Origin of the sequence: Actinoplanes palleronii (assembly GCF_016862315.1) — a bacterium.
Taxonomy (GTDB): domain Bacteria; phylum Actinomycetota; class Actinomycetes; order Mycobacteriales; family Micromonosporaceae; genus Actinoplanes; species Actinoplanes palleronii.
This window is the reverse complement of record NZ_BOMS01000098.1, coordinates 45,451-63,751: the sequence shown is the minus strand read 5'-3', so window position 1 is coordinate 63,751 and position 18,301 is coordinate 45,451. Positions and strand designations below refer to the sequence as shown.

Genomic DNA, 18,301 nt, shown 5'->3' with positions numbered 1-18,301 from the left:
TAGCCGCACGCGATCTGGCATTGCGAACTCTCACCGCCCCACCCCACCCCGCCCAGCAGCGGTAGCGGCAGGCGCAGCCGCTCGGGCATCGTGCACCGCTGCGCCGCCGGCAGGGTGACCAGCGACCAGATAGCCGGCGATCATCGTGCCCGGCACTCACCCAGGCAGACACCGTGTTCACCCCGGCGCGAATCGTTGCACCCCGGCCCGGAAAGCGACCGTGCACTCGCCGGCACCCCGGTCACCCGCACCACCCCGCCCGCACCGCCGCCCGGACCGCCCGCACGCTCGGCGTTACCGGCTGGTCCTCAGGGGTGTCTCGAGGACGGGCAGGCACCCCTGAGGACCAGCCGGGAACCGGAACGCACACCGCGGCCGTCCTCGTTCACGCCCGCGGCGGGAGGCAACGGCTGCACCCGGCACCGGCCGGAAAGGCGAGCCGATACGCCTGACCAGCTTTGATCATGGAAGTGACCGCCGTTTTCAGAACGTGGACCAGGACCTCTCGCAAGGATGGCACCGCAGCGGCAACCCGCGGGGAACCTGGCTGCTGCCGGCCGGCGGCAGGATTCCTGCACATGGCCCGAGTGAACACGCTTTTCTTCCTGGTGACCGTCGCACTCTCCGTCGTCGCGCTGATCGACTGCCTGCTCACCGAGCGGTCCGCGGTGCGGCACTTCCCGCGGGGCGCGTGGCTGGTGCTCGTCGTGATCTGCCCGATTGCCGGGGCGATCGCCTGGTTCCGGGCCGGCCGGGCCAGCGCCACTCCGGCCGTGAACCGGACCACCCGGACCCGGACCACCCGGACCGCGCCGATCGGCCCCGAGGACGACCCGGAGTTCGTCCGGATGCTGGCCGAGGCCGTCCGCAACCGCTGACCCCCGCGCACAGCGAAAGCGCCTGCCCCCACCGGGGACAGGCGCTTCGGCGTGTGAGCAGCTCAGAACAGCGGACGCCACTTGTGGCGGCGTTTCCACGCGTCCGAACCGGCCTGGAAATCGATCAGCAGGCGGGCCGCCTCCACCTCGTCGACCGTCTCGGTGCGGAAGTGCTTCTCCGGCACGCTCTCCCGGTACTCCAGGGCGTACCAGCCGGGTTCCGCGCCGGCCGCCGGACCGTAGCCCACCTGGACGAACCAGCCGTCCGAGCGTTCCAGGATCAGGAAGTGGTTCTCCGGGCCGAGCGCGCTGACCAGCGCCTCGATCCGGTCCGGCGACGGGTCCGGGATGTCCGGTCCGGTCGCCGACGTCAGGGTGAAGCCGGGCGCGTGGCCGGCCGCGTTCGGGTTGAGCAGGTGGCTCTGCGGCTCGTAACAGATCAGGCCGTGTTCGCGGGCCAGCGCGACGGTGGCCGCGCCGACCTCGCCGGCTCGCGACCAGCTGACCGCCAGGGCCAGGATCGCGTCGGACGGGGTGGGCGCGACGGTCCACGCCCCGGCGTTCGGTGGGAATCGGCCCTGCAGGGCCGCGAGCATTTCCGGTACGGCGGGGTGCGGCCGGAAGACGCCGGCCTCCCCCTCGCGCCACCGGCGCAGTTTGTTCTCGGCGATGACGGGTGTGATCGGGTCCGGCTCGTGCCAGACGTACAGATCGAAGCTCATGACGGGTAGCCCCCTCCCGGCGTATCGACGGATCTTAGTGGGCTGTGTCACCACGTGAAGACTCGACCCCGCGCTGTGCTCGCCGACGTGCGTCCGCCGCGCTCGTACCGGTACGCCATCACCACCGTGTAGCTGCGGCCTTTGCGGGGTCTGGCGCCGCCCGGGCCGCACGCCTTGGTCATCGCACCGGGGGTGAACGTCAGGTCGGCGCAGGTGGTCGGGCCGGCCACGGTACGCCCCGTGTCGGCGTCACGCAGGGTCACCTCGATGCGGGCGTGGCCACCGGCCGGCGCGGTCAGCGAGGCCTGGAACTGCACACCCCGGCCGACCGAGTGGCACGAGCGCGGCACGAGCGGACTGCGCGTGGACAGGTCGAAGACGAAGCCCTGTGCGCACTCCCAGGGGCCGTACGCCTGCCGCTCGGGCTGGGGCTGATGCGTCCGGGTGCGACGGGGCTGGACGGCGTGCTTCGTTCGTACCGGAGAGGGTTTGATCTTCTTCTTGGTCTTGCGGGGTGCGGCGGCGACCGGGCGTGGCGGAGGGGCCGAGATCGAGGTTACGTTCGGTAACGCCACCGGGTCCGGGGCGCGGCGCCAGACCGACGTCGCCACGCCGGAGGCGATCAGCACCCCGGCGATCACCGCGACCGCCGCACCGGGCCGGGCCCAGCGATGACCGGGCACGTCGTTGCGTTTGCGGGCCCGGGGCACCGCGTGCCGCCCGCCGCGCGGCAGCTGGATCGCGGACCGCAGCTCGGGCGGTTCGACGGCCATGTCGTCCGGATCGGCCACCGCCAGGCTCGGCGGCGGGGGTGGTGGCAGCGGGGCGATCCCGGCCAGCTTGCGCGACAGCATCCGCAGCTCCCGGACCAGCGCGGGGGCGGCCGGGCGCTGCTTGGGCTTGGCCGACAGGCAGGCGCGGATGATCCGCCAGAGTTCGTCCGGCACCCCGCTGCGCCGGTACGGGCGGCTCTCGGCGTGCATCCGCATCAGCTCCGGCACCGAGTCGCTCAGGTACGGCGGCTGCCCGGAGACCAGCTCGTAGAGCAGCACGCCGAGCGCGTAGACGTCGGTGGCCGGGCTGGGCGTGACGCCGTGGAACGCCTCCGGCGCCATGTAGTGCGGGGTGCCGACCACCGCGTTCGGCGTGGTCATGCTCGGGACGGTGAGGATCCGGGCGATGCCGAAGTCGGTGAGCCGGGTCTCCAGCTTGCCGTTCTTCTCCAGCACCAGGATGTTGTCCGGTTTCAGGTCCCGGTGGATGATGCCCAGCTCGTGCGCCTCGGCAAGGGCGTCGGCGACCTGCGCGGCGAGCCGGGCGGCCTCCGCGGGCGCCATGGTCCGTTCGCGTTCCAGGTGGTCGCGCAGGCTGCCGCCGGCCACCAGGTCCATCACCAGCCCGAGGGTCTCCCCGACGCTGAACAAATCACGTACTCGCACCACGTTGCGGTGCCGGAGCATCAGCAGGATGGTCCGCTCCTGCACGAACCGGGTGACCAGCCGGGGCTGGCGCAACAGGCTCTCGTGCAGGAGCTTGACCGCGACCTTCTCCTTCGTGGCGCGGTCCTCGCCCTGCCAGACGGTGCCGGTCGCACCCTGCCCGATCGGTCTGACCAGGCGGTACGAATTTCCGACACAGCGTCCGGCAAGTTCAGCGCTGTCGGTGGGATCCTGCGTGGGATCCTCCATCACTCCGGGGTCCTCTCGCCTGACGGCAATGCCCCGGAATCCTGCGTTTTGTCCAGAAGGTCTGGCAAGTCCCCCGACGTAGATTCGCACGCTCAGGCACGAGCGACACCCCGACCGTCACGGATCCCAGTGGATCTCGTTCCGCTCTTCTGCTCAGCTCGCCGCAGCTCCTGGCATCGGTTGCGGGCCGCACAGCGAGCGGATCGCGCCCAGCAGGGTCGACCTGGTGAACGGCTTCTCCAGCAGCATGCTGTTCTCGTCCAGCTGCAGCTGCGGGCCGAGCGACGCCGCGGTGTACCCGGACATGTAGAGCACCGGCAGGTCCGGCTGGTGCGTACGCAGCGCCCCGGCCAGCTCCGGGCCGGTCATGGTCGGCATCACCACGTCGGTGATCAGCAGGTCCGGGCGGGCGCCGGAGGCCACCTGGGTGACCGCGGTGAGCGCGTCGGTGGCCACGCTGATCTCGTAGCCGGCCGGCGCGATCAGGCGCTGGACCAGCTGCGCCACGTCCGGCTGGTCCTCGACGATCAGCACCCGGCCGATCACCGCGGACTTGTCCTTGCGCTCGCCGGACGGCTGCGGACGCTCCTCGGCGGCCGGCAGGTAGATGTGCACCGTGGTGCCCATCCGCGGCTTCGACTCCAGCGCGATGTGCCCGCCCAGGTTCTGCACGATGCCGGCCGTGGTGGCCAGGCCCAGCCCGGCCGCGGTGGGCCGGGTGGTGAAGAACGGCTCCAGGGCCCGCTTGCGGACCTCGTCCTCCATGCCGGTGCCGGTGTCGGTGACCACCAGGTGCACCAGCTTGCCGTTCGGCGCGCCCTCGGCGAGCTGGCCGGGCGCGACCAACTCGTTGGTGGCGGCCACCCGCAGCATGCCGCCGTGCAGCATCGCGTCCCGGGCGTTCGCGGCCAGGTTGACCAGGGCCTGCTCGAGCGGGCCGCGTTCCGCCTTGACCGGCCAGACGTCCGGGCCGAACGTCAGGTCCAGGCCGATCCGCTCCCCCAGCGTCCGACTGAACAGCGACTGCACGTCGGTGAGCAGGTCCGGGATCGGGATCACCTCGGGCCGGTTGCCCTCGCTGCGGCCGAACGCGAGCAGCTGATGGGTCAGGGTCCGCCCGGTGGACACCGCGTCCAGGATGTCCTTGGCCAGCTGCTCCTCCGGCGAGCCCTCCGCGACACTGCTCAGGATCATGTCGGCCGAGCCGGCCACCACCGTCATCAGGTTGTTGAAGTCGTGCGACAGGCCGCCGATCAGCTGGCCCAGGCTGTCCAGCCGGCGCAGGTGGTCGAGCTGCCGCTTGAGCCCGCGCGCGTCGATGTGGTCGGTGGTGTCGGTGATCATGCAGAGCACACCGGCGAAGTCGCCGTGGTCGTCCCGGATCGGCATCATGCTCATCCGTACGCTGCGCCGGGAGCCGTCGGCGCGCATCATCCGGGTGGCGCCCACCGTGGACCGGCCCTGGCGGCACTCGGTGATCCGGCGTTCCAGCTCCTTCTGCCCCACGTTGTCCAGGAAGCCGCGCAGCGACACCCCGATCAGCTCGCTGCGGGGCATGCCGAGGACCACGCCGATCGGCTCGTTCGCGTACGTCGCGACACCCTCCGGGTCGAGCTGCAGCACCCCTTCCGGGATGGTCTCCAGCACCCGCCGGTACCGCTCCTCGGAGGCGCGCAGCCGTTCCTGGGCGCGGGCGCTGGACACCGCGAGCGACAGCTCACCGGCGATGTCCCGGGCCAGCTCGACCTCCGGGGTCGAGTAGAACGCGTCCGGGGTGTGCCGGGTCAGGATCAGATACCCGCAGTACGTGTTGTCCACGATCACCGGGCAGAGCACCGCCGCGGTCACACCGTGCTCCGGGGTGGCCAGGGCCGCCGCGGAGTCACCGGCCAGCACGATCGGGCGGCGGCTGGCGGCGAGCGTGGTCGAGTACTCGTCGTCGGGCGCCTGACCGGCCCGGTCCAGCACCCGCGCCAGCGGACCGGAGCGGTCGTCCTCCACGTGGTGGTACGAGATCTCCTCGTACCGCCCGTCGTCGCGGAGCAGCTGCACGCCGGCGCCGTCACCGATCATGTCGGCGGCGACGTGAGCCGCGGTGGACCGCACCTCGGCCGGATCCGCCACCGCGCGGCTGAGCGCGAGGGCAAGGTCGGCGAGCGCGTACCGGAGGGGGTAAGCCATGACACCCATGTGCACATTTTTCGTGTTACGGGACGTGCGTGAGGGGTGTTCGGCGGAATCCGGCCCGGTAGTTCATCACCGAGCCGGATTCCGGCCACGGTTTACACGAAAAGGGCGCTGACCGACTCGCCGTTGTGTATCCGCCGCATCGCCTCGGCCAGGGCCGGGGCCACCGACAGCACGGTCAGCTTCTCGTGCCGCTTGGCCGGCGGGATCGGCACCGTGTTCGTGCAGACGATCTCCTCGATCTCCTTCTCGGCGGCCAGCCGCTGCACCGCGTCGTTGGTGAGCAGCCCGTGCGTGCAGGCCACCCGCACGCTGCGGACGTTGCGCTCGCGCAGCCGGGCGAGCAGCTCGAACACCGTGCTGCCCTTGGCGATCTCGTCGTCCAGGACGATCACGTCCTTGTCGTTGACGTCACCGATGACCGAGCTGATCACCACTTTGTCGTCGGCGAACCGCTGTTTGGCGCCGGCCGCCACGTCGATGTCGAGCAGCCGGGCGAACGCCGCGGCCTCCTTGGCGTTGCCCAGGTCCGGTGAGACCACCACGGTGTTGCTCAGGTCATAGCCGCGGAAGTGGTGGGCCAGCTCCTTCAGCGCGTGCAGGTGGTCGACCGGGATGCTGAAGAAGCCGTGCACCTGCGGCGAGTGCAGGGTCATGGCGAGGACCCGGTCGGCGCCGGCGGTGGTCAGCAGGTCGGCGACCAGGCGGCCGCCGATCGAGATGCGAGGCGCGTCCTTCTTGTCGGAGCGGGCGTAGGCGTAATGCGGCAGGACCACGGTGATCCGGCCGGCCGACGCGCCACGGGCGGCGTCGAGCATGAAGAGCAACTCGGCGAGGTGCTCCTGGGTCGGGGGAACCAGGGGCTGGATCAGGAACACGTCCCGTTCCCGGCAGTTCCCCTCGAGCTGCACCTCGATGCAGTCGTTGGCGAACCGGGAGATCCTGGTCGGGAGAAGCGGCACACCGAGGTGCTCGCAGATCTCCGCGGCCAGTTCGGGATGGGCGGATCCGGTGAAAACAGCGATGTCGCGCACAGGCGCACATGGTAGGAGGCGTTGCTGTGGGGTCGTCAGGACGGTCCGCCTTGATTACCGTGCAGGCATGAACGGACTGGCAGTCGCGTGCCGGCGGGTGGTGCACATCTACCGCGCCGAGGCGGGTGACGTGGTGGCCCTGGCCGGGGTCGATCTCTCCATCGCGCCGGGCGAGACGCTCGCCCTGGTCGGCCCGTCCGGGTCCGGCAAGTCCACCCTGATCGCGCTGCTCGCAGGCCTCATGCGCCCGTCCGCCGGCCGGATCAACGTAGGCACGTATGACCTGGGCAAACTCGCCGACAGCGAGATCTCCCGGCTGCGCGGCACCGAGATCGGCGTGGTGCTGCAGGGCGCGGCGCGCAACCTTCTGCCCTACGCGACGCTGCACCGCAACATCTGGCTCGCCCAGCGCCGTGCCGCGCACACCCGCGGCATCAAGCTCGACGACCCGGACCGCATCCTCGACCTGGTCGGCCTGCCCGGCCAGGGCCGCCGCAAACTCGCCGACCTGACGCCGGGTGGCCGTCAGCGCGCCGCGCTCGCGGTCGGCATCGCGACCGGCCCGGGGCTGCTGCTCGTCGATGAACCGACCAGCCGGCTGGACACCGCGGGCCGCGACGAGGTCCTGGATGCACTCGAAACGGTGAACGCGGAACGTGAAACGACGATCGTGGTGGTGACCCACGACAACGAGGTGGGCTCCCGGCTGGGCCGCGCGGTCACCATCCGTGACGGCCGGGTCGGCGCCGAGGGCCGCGACGGCCAGGACTTCGCGGTGGTCGCCGGCGACGGCACGGTCCAGCTACCGCCCGAGGTCCTCGGCTCCTACCCGCCGGGCACGCTCTTCACCGTCCAGCACGTCGACGGCGAGGTCACGCTCGTCCCGGGCGGCTCCGAAACCCCCTGAAGATCAAATTCAAGAGCTTGTGGTCGTGCGTCCGCCGGGGTACGGACCGCCGCTCCCGCCGGGACCCCTGCGGGCTTCGCTGGCCGCTGGCGCGTCCAGAACGCGAAGCCCTCCGGGGCGACGTCCGCGTGTGGTCCCGGTCAAACCCAGCGTGTGAAGTTCCGGCGCGCACCGCACCACAACTCCCCACGCTCCGGGGGTTAACCGCTTGCGTGGGGAGTTGTGGTGCGGAGCGAACCGAAAGTCCCCACGCAACGGGGGTTCGCCGCTTGCGTGGGGACTTTGGGTGCGGAGCGAACCGCAAGTTCACACACACGAGGGGTTCGCCGCTTGCGTGGGGAGTTCGGGTGCGGGTTGTCAGAAGGGGCTGCGGTAGCGGCGACGGCGGCGGGTGTCCGGGAGGAAGCGGCGGCTGGCGAAGGCCGCGATCCCGAACGCGGCGACCACCACGGCGATCAGGATCGGCGTGCTGACCAGCGCGGACGTCGACTGGCTCGACGACTCGGACGCGGACAGGGCGGCCGGTGCCGCGGCGGCCGAGCTGGTGGCCGCGGCCGGCGGCGGTGCGGTCGGCAGCGCGGCGAAGTCGACGATGCCGCTGCTCTCCAGCAGGGTCAGGTGGGTCATCACGAACTGGTTCGCCCGCTGCGCGAGTTTGCGGATCGTGTCGTTGCGGGTGCTGGTCCGGATCGTCGCGATGGCCGGGAAGATCTTGCCGTGGGCGGCCCGGAGCCGGTCGATGTAGATCTGGTCGAAATCGGTGCCCTCGGCGGCCCGCATCTCGCCCAGCCACTTCTGCTGGTCGGCGTTGGGCTTGTCGGGCAGCGGGATGTCCAGCTTGCGCGACGCGGCCCGGACCATCTTGTCCAGGATCACGTGCTGGGCGGAGATGTCCTTGCCGATCGCCTGGATCCGCGGATCCTTCGACTTCTGCTGGGCCATCTCGCCGGCCGGGATCTCCCACAGCCCGGCGAGCCGCACCTTCGTCGCGAAGTCCTTGTCCGCGTCGGAGAGGTCACCCTCACCGGTGTCGGTGATCAGCTGGTTCGGCGGGTCGGGCACACCCGGCTCGACGGCCGAGGCCGCGTGCGGCTGCAGCAGGATTAATGCCAGGGCGGTGACGGCGACTCCCGTCAGACGACGCCAGCGTGACCCACGTTCGACGGCGTGCACACGAACCCCTTCCACAGCGCTCACACAGCTTCGTTGTGGAACAGAACGGATCCGGACCCCTGATTGGATCAATTAAAGCCAGAGTCTTTGGGCCCTTGCACAAATAGCAAAGCTGGACTATAACCTGCGCTGCAGGTCACGGCCGCCGAGCACGGCCGCCAGCAGGTAGGGCGCCAGGATCCCCCCGCCCCACCAGAGCAGCACCCCGGCGCGCGGCCGGCCCGGCAACGGTAGGTCGGGCGGGTGCACCCCGGCCAGCGGCAGCGCCCACCCGGTCGCCCACCACCCGGCCAGCCCGACCAGCATGCCCACCAGGACCGCGGCGCTGACCAGCACCGGGTACGTCCAGAACGTCGCCTGCCCGGCCACCCCGCGACGCAAACCCTGCACCCGCATGGCGACCAGGTCCTCGGCGCGCCGCCCACGGTCCACCGCCACGGTGAGCACCAGCGCTCCCGTGCCGAGCAGTGTCGCCAGCACCGCCGCCAGCAGGTAGAACCCGAGGGACAGCGCCGGCCCCTGCCGGTCCAGCCGGTCCCGGATCGCCGAAGCCCCGGTGTCGTCGACCACGGTCAGCCCGTACGCGGCGAGCCGGGCCGGCGCGTCCGCGGGGGCGGCGGCGTTCAGCCACACCTGCGGCTGCGGGGCCCGCTTGGTGCCGGCGGTGAGCAGGCCGGCGTAGCTCAGGTCGGCCACGTACGCGTGCCGGCCGAGGGACGGTACGACCGGCAGGGTCGCCACCGCCGCCACCGGGATCGGCTGCTCGGCCAGCCCGGTGATCGCCACGGGTGCTTTCCCGGCGTACGCGATGGGGAGCGGATCCGGCACGCCCGCGGGCCGCAAGCGGACCACCTCCGCGTAGGCCGGGTTGACGTCGGCCCGGACCGTGACGCCTTCCGGTGCCGCGGAGAGGGTGCCGCGCTCGGAGGCGAGCCAGCGGTCGCCGAGGGAGTGGATGATCACGCGGCCGGTGACCCGCTCCCGGCCGGAGCCGCCGATCTCGACACCGTTGATCCGGCAGCCGGCCCGGCAGACCTCCGGGCGCTGCCGGTACGTCTGCCGCCCTTTCCGCAGCTCACCGATGTCGACCGAGGCTTCCCCGGCGGACGAGGAGACCAGCACGCTCAGCCGCAGCCGATCGCTGTCGCTGGTCACGTCGATCGCGAGTTCCGGCCCGGTCACGGTGACCGGCTCGACCACCGACGGCCGAATCTGATCAAGTCGGGGGAACGGCCCGTACGCGACCGTGGCCAGCCGGGTGCTGTCCACCGCGAGCCCGCCGCCGGGCAGCTGGGTGACCGCCATCGCCCACTCACCGGCCGGGTCGGCGGCGCGCACCGCGTCGAGCAGCTGGCGCCCGGAGACCGGCTGGACGGTGAGCACCCGTTCCGCGCCCGCGCCCAGCCGGGTCTGGGCGTCCCGGCCCTGCACCGCGGTGTCCACCGCGCAGCCCGCGTACCCGGCCACCGCCGCGGCCGCCGCCAGCAGCGCGAACAGCCGGGAGGCGCCGGGGCGCCGGGTCAGCTGGAGACCGGCCAGGGCCGGTCCGAGCCGGCCGCGGCGCAGCGCACCGGCGGCGATCCGGCCGATCACCGGGAGCACCGCCCGCGAGGCGAGCAGGGCCAGGATGAGCAGCGTGAACGCGGGGGCGAACAGGCCGACGCCGGTGAGCGAGCCGCCGGAGAGGACCAGCTGGGCGCCGGCCACCACGGCGAGGACCAGCAGCACCGCTTCGGCGTACGGCACCCGCCCGGCGCCCGGGCCGGGAATCCGCCGGAGCAGCCCGGCGACCGGCCGGGTGAGCTGCCGTCGCTGGGCCGCGACCGCGGCGAGCAGCGCGATCAGCGTGGCGATCGGGGCGTACCGCAGCGACGACCAGTCGGCGGCCGGCCCGACGCCGGGGAACCGGAACGCGACCACCGCGGTGATCAGCAACTGCCCGGCGAGGCAGCCGGCGAGCGCACCGGCCAGCACCGCGACCAGGCTCTCCCCGGTCGCCAGCCACCAGCGTGACCACCACCGGGCGCCGCGCAGGGCGACCACGGCCAGCTCGCTCTGCCGGCCCTCGGCGCCGTAGCCGACGGTCAGGTGGATGCTGAAGCAGGCGAGCAGCACCAGCGGCACGGCCAGCACCGGGACCAGCAGCGAGGCCGCGGCCCGGCCCTCGTCGATCCGGTCCAGCAGCCGCGGGATGTCGGTGTCGATCTGCAGGGTCTGGTCCAGCTCGGCGGCCGACGCGTCCAGGCGCCGCAGCTCGGCGCGCAGGCGGTCGAGGCGGTCGACGTCGAGGGCGCCGGGCGCGGCGATCCCGTCGATCGCCATTTCGGTGCGGACCACGTCCATCGCGGGCAGCGTCATCGAGGTGGTCAGCACGGGTTCGCCGGCGAAGCCGAGAGAGGTGACGAAGTAGCCGTGCCGACCCCAGTACGTCTCGCCCGGGCTGCGCGGGGTGTAGATCCCCGCGACGGTCAGGGTCTTGGGCTCGCCGGCCGGCACGAACCGCGGGACGCCGCCCGAGTTGTCCGGCACGGCCGAGGCCAGCGTGATCACGGCGCCCGGTGCCAGGCCGAGCCGTTCCGCGGTCCGCTCGCCGAGCAGCACGTCGCCCTCGCCGAACAGGCAGCGCCCGGCCACGATCCGCACGTGGGAGCAGGCGTCCTGCCGGAAGACCAGCCGGGTCGGGTCGCGGTCGGTCTTCTCCAGCCCGACCGTGGGCGTCTCCGCGGAGTAGTAGTACGTGAAGCCGGGCAGCGCGATCAGGGTCCCGCCCAGGTCGGCGAAGTCGTCGCCGGGCCCGTCGCCGGTCATCGCGTCCTGCACGGCGCGGACGGTCAGGCTCAGCTCCCCGGTCGCGGCGGTGGCGATCTGGCCGGCGGCCACCGCCCGGTCCGCGGCGATCAGGTAGGCCGGCGCGGCCACCGCCGACGCGACCGCCAGCAGGGCGAGCAGCGCGAGGGTGACCGACTGGCCGCGGCGGTGCCAGACCATCGCCAGCACGAGCATGATCACCGGCGGATTCCCCCGATCAGCGGGCGCAGTGCCGACCACGCGGGCAGACCCAGCAGGAGCAGGGCGCCGAGCGCGGCGGCCACCAGCACCCCGGGCGCCAGCGGCGAGGGCGCGGCGAGGACCTGCCAGCCGTCGGTGAACGGCGGCACCGCGCTGCCGGTCAGCGCCACACCCAGCACGGTGGCCAGCACCCCGGTCAGGACGCCGGTCAGGATCAGGACGGCTGGTCCGGTGTACCCCACGGTGACCGCGACCCGGGCCGGCAGCCCCTGATGGCGCAGCGCGCCCAGCTGCTCGGCGAGCGTGCGACGTTCCACGGTCAGCCCGACCGCCACGGTCACCGCGGCCAGCAGCAGCGCCGCCACCCCGGCGAGCAGCGCGAACCGCACCACCGCGGCCGGCCCCTGCCCGCCGAGCTGCTCCTCGCGGGCCGTGGCGGTGGTGTCGGTGCCGACCGTCAGGCCCGCCGCGGCCAGCGCGCCGACGATCCCGGGCGGAGCGCCAGGCGCCAGCCAGACCTGGAACCGGCCGCCCGGCTCGGCCACCGCGGTCAGCCGCCGGGTGGCATCCAGGTCGATCATCACCCCGGACCGTCCGACCACCGGGAGCGCCGCGACGCTCGCGGTCACCGCGACAGGCGTTTTTTCACCGTACGACCCGAGCAGCGCGTCGGTGTACCGCCAGTCGGACGGCGCCGGCCCGGCCAGCACGACCGGCAGCGGCCCGCGGGTCCCGGCCGCCCACGCCTGCGTGCCGACGTGCGGCCGGTCGCCGGTGTTCGGGTCGGCGACCAGGCGCAGGGCCCGGTCCGCGGCGACCAGGTCGAGCGCCGAACCGTCCGTGCCGGGCCGCCACCGCCCGATGTCGGCGAGCGCGGCCCCGTCCAGCACCACCGGGTCCGCCCCGTCCTGGCGCAGCTCGCGCAGGGTCACCGCGGCGCCGGCCGGTGCCGGGTCGGTGCGCCCGCTCGCGGACGGCGCGGTGGTCAGCGCCCAGTTCACGATCCGGCAGCCGGGCGCTGCGGCGCAGCCGCTGACCGTACCGGCCGCGGTCCGCTCCCCCGCGCCGAGCGCGCCGAACGAGACGGTGACCGGTGCGCCGGTGCCCTCGTGCCGCAGGGTCAGGGTGAGGCCGAGCGGGTCCGGGCCGTCCCGCCGGTACCGGACGGTCAGCCGGTCGCCGGTGATCGCCGGCGGCGCGGGGACGGTCGCCGCGGCGGTGGCCTCGGGCAGCGTGGTGACCGGGCCGTACTCCGGGCGCCAGGCCGCGACCGCGGCCAGCCGGGTGCTGTCCACCTCGAGGATCCGCAGCTCACCGTCGCGGGTGACGACCGCGGCCATCGCCTGGCGGCCGCTCGGGTCGGCCCGGCGTACCGCGTCGAGCAGCGCGGTCCGGTTCGTGTCGGGCACCGTGAGGACCCGGACCGCGCCCAGGTCGGCGGTGCTGCGCCCGGCCCGCGCCCGGTTTTCCGCCGACAGCGCGCCGGCCGCCGTGCCGAACAGCGCGACACCGACCACGACCAGCGCGAACACCCGTTCCACGCCGGGCGAGCGGGAGAGTCGCAGGGCGCTCAGGCCGAGCCGCAGCCGACCGGCACGCAGCGCGACCCGGCCGGTCCGGGCGGCGACCCGGCCCAGCAGCCGGGCGGTGATCAGCCCGACGGCGAGCGCGACCAGGGCCGGCGCGGCCACGCCCACCCCGGCCGCCGAGCCGGCCGCGCCTGTCCCGTCCGCCGCACCGGCCGCGTCTGTCCCGTCCGCCGCGCCGGAGCCGGCCTGGAACAGCGCGGCGCCGGCGACGGCCAGCAGCAGCACGTCGACCAGCCAGGACCACAACGGGTTGCCACTGCCGGACGCCGGACGCAGCAGCGCCGCCACCGGCCGGCCGAGCAGCACCGCCTCGACCACGGCCAGCACGGCCAGGCCGCCGAGCAGGACCGCGCCGGCCGCGGCGGCGGACCAGGCCAGCGCCGCCGCCCGGTCACCGGCCGCCGGGTGCGCGCCGGTCAGCGCCCGGGCCAGCAGGTAGCCGATCGGGGCGCCGGCCAGCACGCCGAGCAGCAGCGGCACCAGGTGCTGGCCCCAGGCCAGTCGCAGGGTGCCGGAGCGGCTGACCCCGCGCAGCTTGAGCAGGGCGGCGTCGGCCCGCCGGTCCCCGGACGTGTACCGCCCGGCCAGGCCGATCGCGAACCAGGTGAGGATCACCAGTTGCACCCCGGCGGTGAGCACGCCGCGCAGCACGGTGGCCCGGTCCTTTGCGATCGTGGTGAGCAGGCGGCCGGCGCCGGTGGCGAGCCGGACCTGGTCGGCGCCGAGGCGGGCGTCGGCAGCGGCCAGGTCCGCGGCGAGCGTGCGGTCGCCGCGGATCACCGCGTCGGGCAGCACCGCGTCGTACGCCTGGGCGACGTTCCACAGCGGCGCCGCGCGAAACGCCTCGACCGGCGCGAAGACCGGGTCCAGGCCGGCCGTCCCGCGGAACACCTCGTTGCTCCAGTACGGCCCGTCCGGATCCCGCCGGGTGTACCGGGCGACCACGGTCACCGTCACCGTCGCGGCCGTCAGCGAGCTGTGCAGCCGCAGCGACGCGCCCGGCGCGACCCCGAGGCGCTGCGCGGCCTCCTGGCTGATCGCGACCTCGGCGGGCCGGCCGGGGCACGGCCCGTCCAGCCGTACGTGCGCGCAGAAGCCGTCCCGGTACGCCATCCGGATCGGCGTGGCGGTCGCGCCCACCCGTACGCTGAGCAGCACACTCAGCCCGGTCACCGGCTCGCTCACCGGTATGCCAAGCCCCCGGCCGACCCGGTCGCCGAACGCCCGGAGCGCGGCCACCGGCTCGCCCTGGGTGTTCACGTCCTGCACCGCCGTGACCACCCGCTCGGCGGCGCCCGCCGCGGCCAGGTCGACGACCGCGGCGCGACCGGCCGACGCGTAGGCGAACCACGGCCCGGCCACCGCGACGGCGGCGGCCACCATGGTCAGGACAAGGATCGTCAGCACCTGCGCGGTACGGGCCCGCACCGCGCCGATCACCAGCACGAACACGTGGCGGCTACCGGCCGGTCATGAACGGGTCCAGGACGCGGTTCCGTCGGCCAGGTGCAGCTCCCGGTCGCAGGCCGCGGCGGCCTCCGGGTCGTGCGTGGCCAGCACCACGGTGGCGCCCCGGGCCGCCTCGGCGCGCAACAGCTCGAGGACCTTCTGCCGGTTCGCCGCGTCGAGCTCGCTGGTCACCTCGTCGGCGAGCACCACCCGGCCGCGCAGCGCCAGCCCGCGGGCGATCGCGGCGCGCTGCTGCTGCCCGCCGGAGAGCTCCTCGATCAGCTGGTTCGCCTGCCCGGCCAGCCCGACCGCGGCCAGCGCGTCGGCGGTCCGGCGGCGGGCGTCGGCCGGGGTGCCGCCGGTGGCGATCACCGCGACCGAGACGTTCTCGGCGGCGGTGAGGATCGCGGCAAGCCCGTTCTCCTGCGGGATCAGCACCACGCCCCGGCCGACCGCGGCGTCCCGGTCACCCAGCGGCGAGCCGTCCGCGGTGACCGTGCCGGAACGGGGCGCGAGCAGCCCGGCCAGCGCGCTGAGCAGCGTCGTCTTGCCCGCTCCGGAGGTACCGGTGACGGCCAGGATCTCGCCGGGGCGAGCGGTCACCGTCACGTCGCGCAGCACCGGATCACCGGCGCCGTATCCCAGGTCCGCGGTGGTCAGGTCCATGGTGAGCATGTATTCACTACCCCCGATCACCTGGGGACGCTACTACAGCCAGCCACGCTTCTTGAGGTAGTAGTAGAGCGCGGCGCCGGCGGCCACGATGAGGGCCGTGCTCAGCACGAAACCCCAGGGCTGCTCGTAGCCGGGATACGGCAGGTTCTGCCCGAAATAGCCGGTCAGCGCGGTCGGCACCGCGATGATGGCGGCCCAGGCGGCGAGTTTGCGGGTGGTGTCGTTCAGGATGTTGCTCTGCTCGTTGAGGTCGGCGTCGAGCAGCTCGGTGATCCGGGTGAGCGAGTGCTCGATCGACTCGAGGGCCCGCTCGGCGTGGTCCTGGACGTCCCGGTAGTACGGCCGCAGCTGGTCGTCGACCAGGTCGCTGTCCGCCCGGTTCACCTCGGCCACCACGTCCTGCATCGGCGCGACCGCCCGGCGCAGCATGGCCAGCGCCCGGCGCAGCCCGAACCCGTGCAGCCGGACCGCGCGGGGCGCGCCACCCTCGCCGAGCATCCGGTCCTCGATCGGGTCCATCGCCTCGTCGACCTGCCGGGCGGCGGCGTACTGACTGTCCACGACGACGTCGAACAGGCCGTACAGCAGGAAGTTGACACCGCCGGAGGCGGCCAGATCCGCGTCCTCGTCCCAGCGCTGGACCAGCTTGTCCACGTCGCCCTCGTCCTTGTGCACGGTGATCAGCGCCCGCTCGGTGACGAACGCGCTGATCTCCACCTTGTGCGCCTTCGGTGAGACGTCACCACCGTGGTCGAAGGCGACCGCGTAGACGTTGACGAACAGGTGGTCCGGGTACCGGTCGAGCTTGGGGCGCTCGTGCTCGGCGAGCGCGTCCTCGACGGCGAGCGGGTGCAGGCCGAACTCGGCGGCGACCGCGGCCAGGTCGGCCGCCGACGGCTCCAGCAGGTCGAGCCAGGCGACCGCCTCCGGGTGGTCGCTCAGGTGGCCGGCCAGCTCGCCGAACCCGAAACCCTGCTCGATCACCCGGCCTCCGGAGTAGAGGCGGGTCTGCACGGCACAGGAGATCGCGGTGGTCACCGGCCCACTATGCCCGGGTGGAAACCGGGCGGAAACTCGGCGCGGCCTACCATGAGCCGTGACTTGGCTCGATCACTGGCTGACCGTGTTCTACACCGCGAAGTGGCAGGTGACCCCGGATCAGGCGATCTACTGGCGGGAGATCGTCGGCAACGCCTTCGGGCTCGGCTCGGCGCTGTTCGGCCTGCGCCGCAACGCGCTCGCCTGGCCGATCGGGATCGTCGGCAACATCCTGCTGTTCACGGTGTTCCTCGGGCAGGCGCTCGGCAACGACCAGGGCACTCCCCTGTACGGCCAGGCCGCCCGCCAGGTGTTCTTCCTGATCACCAGCGTGTACGGCTGGTGGGTCTGGCGGCGCAACCGCCGGGTCGGGCACGGCGACGCGGTGGTGCCGCGCTGGGCCGGCCACCGGCAGCGACTGATCTTCATCCCGGGTGCGCTCGTCGCCGTGGTGCTCTGCTTCTTCGTCTTCCGCCAGGTCGGGGCAGGTTTCCCGGTCCCGTGGTGGTATTACCTGGCCGACTCGTGGATCTTCGTGGGGTCGATGCTGGCCACGTACGCGATGGCCCGCGGCTGGGTGGAGTTCTGGCTCTGCTGGATCGCCGTCGACCTGGTCGGGGTGCCCGAGCTGCTGCACTTCGGCTACTACCCGTCCGCGGTGCTGTACGCGGTCTACGCCGGGTTCGTGGTCTGGGGTTTCGTGGTCTGGCTGCGGATCTCCCGGCTCTCCCCGGCCGGCCCGGTCCCGGTGCCCGCCTGACTGTTTCGGCGCGCTGTCAGGATCAGGTGCACCAGCACGCCCGCCACCAGACCCCAGAACGCCGAACCGACGTGCGCCACGGTCATCCCGGACGCGGTCGCGGCGAGCGTGACCAGCGCGCCCTCCCGGGCCGGCCGGTCGTCGAGCGCGCCGGCCAGGCTGCCCAGCAACGCGCCCAGCAGGGCCACCCCGCAGACCGCGGCGACCAGCGGCTTCGGCAGCGCGGTGAAGAACCCGACCAGCCCGGTGCCGAGGAAGCCGCAGATCAGGTAGAAGACGCCGCAGGCCGCCCCGGCCACGTACCGGAGCCTGGGGTTGGGGTGGGCCTGCTCGCCGGTGCAGATCGCCGCGGTGATCGCGGCCAGGTTGATCGCGTGGCTGCCGAACGGCGCGAGCAGCACCGAGGTGAGCCCGGTACCGGTGAGCAGCAGCCGGTCGTCCGGCTGGTACCCGCTGCCGCGCAGCACCGCGAGACCCGGCGCGTTCTGCGAGGCCATCGTCACGATCAGCAGCGGCAGACCGATACTGACCAGCGCGGACGGGTTCAGCGTCGGCACCGTGAGGTGCGGTAGCGCGATCTCCAGCCCGACCCCGCCCAGGTGCAGGTCGTGCCCGGCCGCGGCGACCGCCACCCCGGCGCCGAGGGCGAGCAGCACCGCGTAGTTCGGCAGGAACCGCCGGCCCAGGAAGTACGCCCCGAGCACGGCCAGCACGATCGCCGGCGCCCCGGGCAGCTGCCGGAACGCGTCGAGCGCGAACGGCAGCAGGATCCCGGCCAGCATCGCCGAGATGATGCCCGGCGGGACCTTGGCCAGGATCCGGCCGAACAGTCCGGAGAAGCCCAGGACGGTCATCCCGATCGCGGCGAACAGGAACGCGCCGACCGCGTCCGAGTACCGGTACGCGCCCAGCGAGCCGACCAGCAGCGCCGCGCCGGGCGTGGACCACGCGGTGATCACCGGCATCTTGGTGATCAGGCTCAGCACCAGGCAGGTCAGGCCGCTGCCGACCGCGATCGCCCACACCCAGGAGGTGGTCTGCGCCTCGGTCAGGTGCGCGGCCGAGGCGGCGGTGAGCACCACCACGAACGGGCCGGAGAACGAGACGAGCACCGCGACCAGCCCCGCGACCAGGGCACTCACCGGAATTCTCACTGAAGGAGTCGAACACGGGTGTCCGACTCCCTCAGCAC

13 protein-coding genes are annotated in these 18,301 nt (G+C 73.2%); 3 read left to right on the top strand and 10 right to left on the bottom strand.

The window, feature by feature from the left end; translation table 11 throughout:
• Positions 1-578: 578 nt before the first annotated feature.
• A complete protein-coding gene (locus Apa02nite_RS31155) occupies positions 579-878 on the top strand; it encodes a PLD nuclease N-terminal domain-containing protein (protein WP_203828202.1) in 300 nt (99 codons plus the stop codon).
• A gap of 62 nt (positions 879-940) precedes the next feature.
• On the opposite strand, the gene Apa02nite_RS31150 is transcribed toward Apa02nite_RS31155, so the two are convergent.
• The 4 genes from Apa02nite_RS31150 to Apa02nite_RS31135 form a co-directional block, all read right to left on the bottom strand.
• Positions 941-1,600 (bottom strand): hypothetical protein, encoded by a 660-nt coding sequence (locus Apa02nite_RS31150; protein ID WP_203828201.1) that lies wholly within the window; start codon positions 1,598-1,600, stop codon positions 941-943.
• 47 nt (positions 1,601-1,647) lie between these two features.
• On the bottom strand, positions 1,648-3,288 hold the full coding sequence (locus Apa02nite_RS31145) for a serine/threonine-protein kinase (RefSeq protein WP_203828200.1): 1,641 nt from the start codon (positions 3,286-3,288) through the stop codon (positions 1,648-1,650).
• A 153-nt stretch (positions 3,289-3,441) separates the two neighbouring features.
• Complete coding sequence (locus Apa02nite_RS31140; protein ID WP_239164689.1) at positions 3,442-5,469, bottom strand: hybrid sensor histidine kinase/response regulator; 2,028 nt, start codon at positions 5,467-5,469, stop codon at positions 3,442-3,444.
• Between the two features lie 101 nt (positions 5,470-5,570).
• Positions 5,571-6,509, bottom strand: a complete 939-nt coding sequence (locus Apa02nite_RS31135) for a ribose-phosphate diphosphokinase (RefSeq protein ID WP_067692636.1) — start codon at positions 6,507-6,509, stop codon at positions 5,571-5,573.
• 67 nt (positions 6,510-6,576) lie between these two features.
• On the opposite strand from Apa02nite_RS31135, the gene Apa02nite_RS31130 reads away from it, so the two are divergent.
• The gene (locus Apa02nite_RS31130) at positions 6,577-7,416 is read left to right on the top strand and encodes an ABC transporter ATP-binding protein (RefSeq protein WP_067692633.1); all 840 of its coding nucleotides are present in this window, start codon (positions 6,577-6,579) and stop codon (positions 7,414-7,416) included.
• Between the two features lie 357 nt (positions 7,417-7,773).
• On the opposite strand, the gene Apa02nite_RS31125 is transcribed toward Apa02nite_RS31130, so the two are convergent.
• The 5 genes from Apa02nite_RS31125 to Apa02nite_RS31105 all read right to left on the bottom strand — a co-directional run bounded on the left by Apa02nite_RS31125 (position 7,774) and on the right by Apa02nite_RS31105 (position 16,349).
• A complete protein-coding gene (locus tag Apa02nite_RS31125) occupies positions 7,774-8,613 on the bottom strand; it encodes a DUF4142 domain-containing protein (RefSeq protein WP_239164688.1) in 840 nt (279 codons plus the stop codon).
• A gap of 93 nt (positions 8,614-8,706) precedes the next feature.
• Entirely contained in the window at positions 8,707-11,592 is a 2,886-nt protein-coding gene (locus Apa02nite_RS31120) for an FtsX-like permease family protein (RefSeq protein WP_239164690.1), read from the bottom strand.
• Between the two features lie 2 nt (positions 11,593-11,594).
• A complete protein-coding gene (locus Apa02nite_RS31115) occupies positions 11,595-14,639 on the bottom strand; it encodes an ABC transporter permease (protein ID WP_203828197.1) in 3,045 nt (1,014 codons plus the stop codon).
• An 18-nt stretch (positions 14,640-14,657) separates the two neighbouring features.
• Positions 14,658-15,311: an ABC transporter ATP-binding protein gene (locus Apa02nite_RS31110; protein WP_203828206.1), complete on the bottom strand. Its 654-nt coding sequence runs from the start codon at positions 15,309-15,311 to the stop codon at positions 14,658-14,660.
• 33 nt (positions 15,312-15,344) lie between these two features.
• Entirely contained in the window at positions 15,345-16,349 is a 1,005-nt protein-coding gene (locus Apa02nite_RS31105) for a magnesium transporter CorA family protein (protein ID WP_239164687.1), read from the bottom strand.
• A 58-nt stretch (positions 16,350-16,407) separates the two neighbouring features.
• On the opposite strand from Apa02nite_RS31105, the gene Apa02nite_RS31100 reads away from it, so the two are divergent.
• Positions 16,408-17,109, top strand: coding sequence for a nicotinamide mononucleotide transporter family protein (locus Apa02nite_RS31100; protein WP_067692621.1), 702 nt, complete (start codon positions 16,408-16,410; stop codon positions 17,107-17,109).
• Here the strand turns inward: Apa02nite_RS31100 and Apa02nite_RS31095 are convergent.
• A complete protein-coding gene (locus Apa02nite_RS31095; RefSeq protein WP_239164686.1) occupies positions 17,022-18,251 on the bottom strand; it encodes a benzoate/H(+) symporter BenE family transporter in 1,230 nt (409 codons plus the stop codon). The genes Apa02nite_RS31100 and Apa02nite_RS31095 overlap by 88 nt on opposite strands.
• Positions 18,252-18,301 lie beyond the last annotated feature (50 nt).

Excerpts from the sequence above, each read along its gene's own strand:
- Apa02nite_RS31110 (WP_203828206.1), bottom strand. The coding sequence starts at position 15,311 with ATGCTCACCATGGACCTGACCACCGCGGACCTGGGATACGGCGCCGGT.
- Apa02nite_RS31120 (WP_239164690.1), bottom strand. The coding sequence starts at position 11,592 with ATGCTCGTGCTGGCGATGGTCTGGCACCGCCGCGGCCAGTCGGTCACC.
- Apa02nite_RS31150 (WP_203828201.1), bottom strand. The coding sequence starts at position 1,600 with ATGAGCTTCGATCTGTACGTCTGGCACGAGCCGGACCCGATCACACCC.
- Apa02nite_RS31130 (WP_067692633.1), top strand. The coding sequence starts at position 6,577 with ATGAACGGACTGGCAGTCGCGTGCCGGCGGGTGGTGCACATCTACCGC.
- Apa02nite_RS31145 (WP_203828200.1), bottom strand. The coding sequence starts at position 3,288 with ATGGAGGATCCCACGCAGGATCCCACCGACAGCGCTGAACTTGCCGGA.
- Apa02nite_RS31155 (WP_203828202.1), top strand. The coding sequence starts at position 579 with ATGGCCCGAGTGAACACGCTTTTCTTCCTGGTGACCGTCGCACTCTCC.
- Apa02nite_RS31140 (WP_239164689.1), bottom strand. The coding sequence starts at position 5,469 with ATGGCTTACCCCCTCCGGTACGCGCTCGCCGACCTTGCCCTCGCGCTC.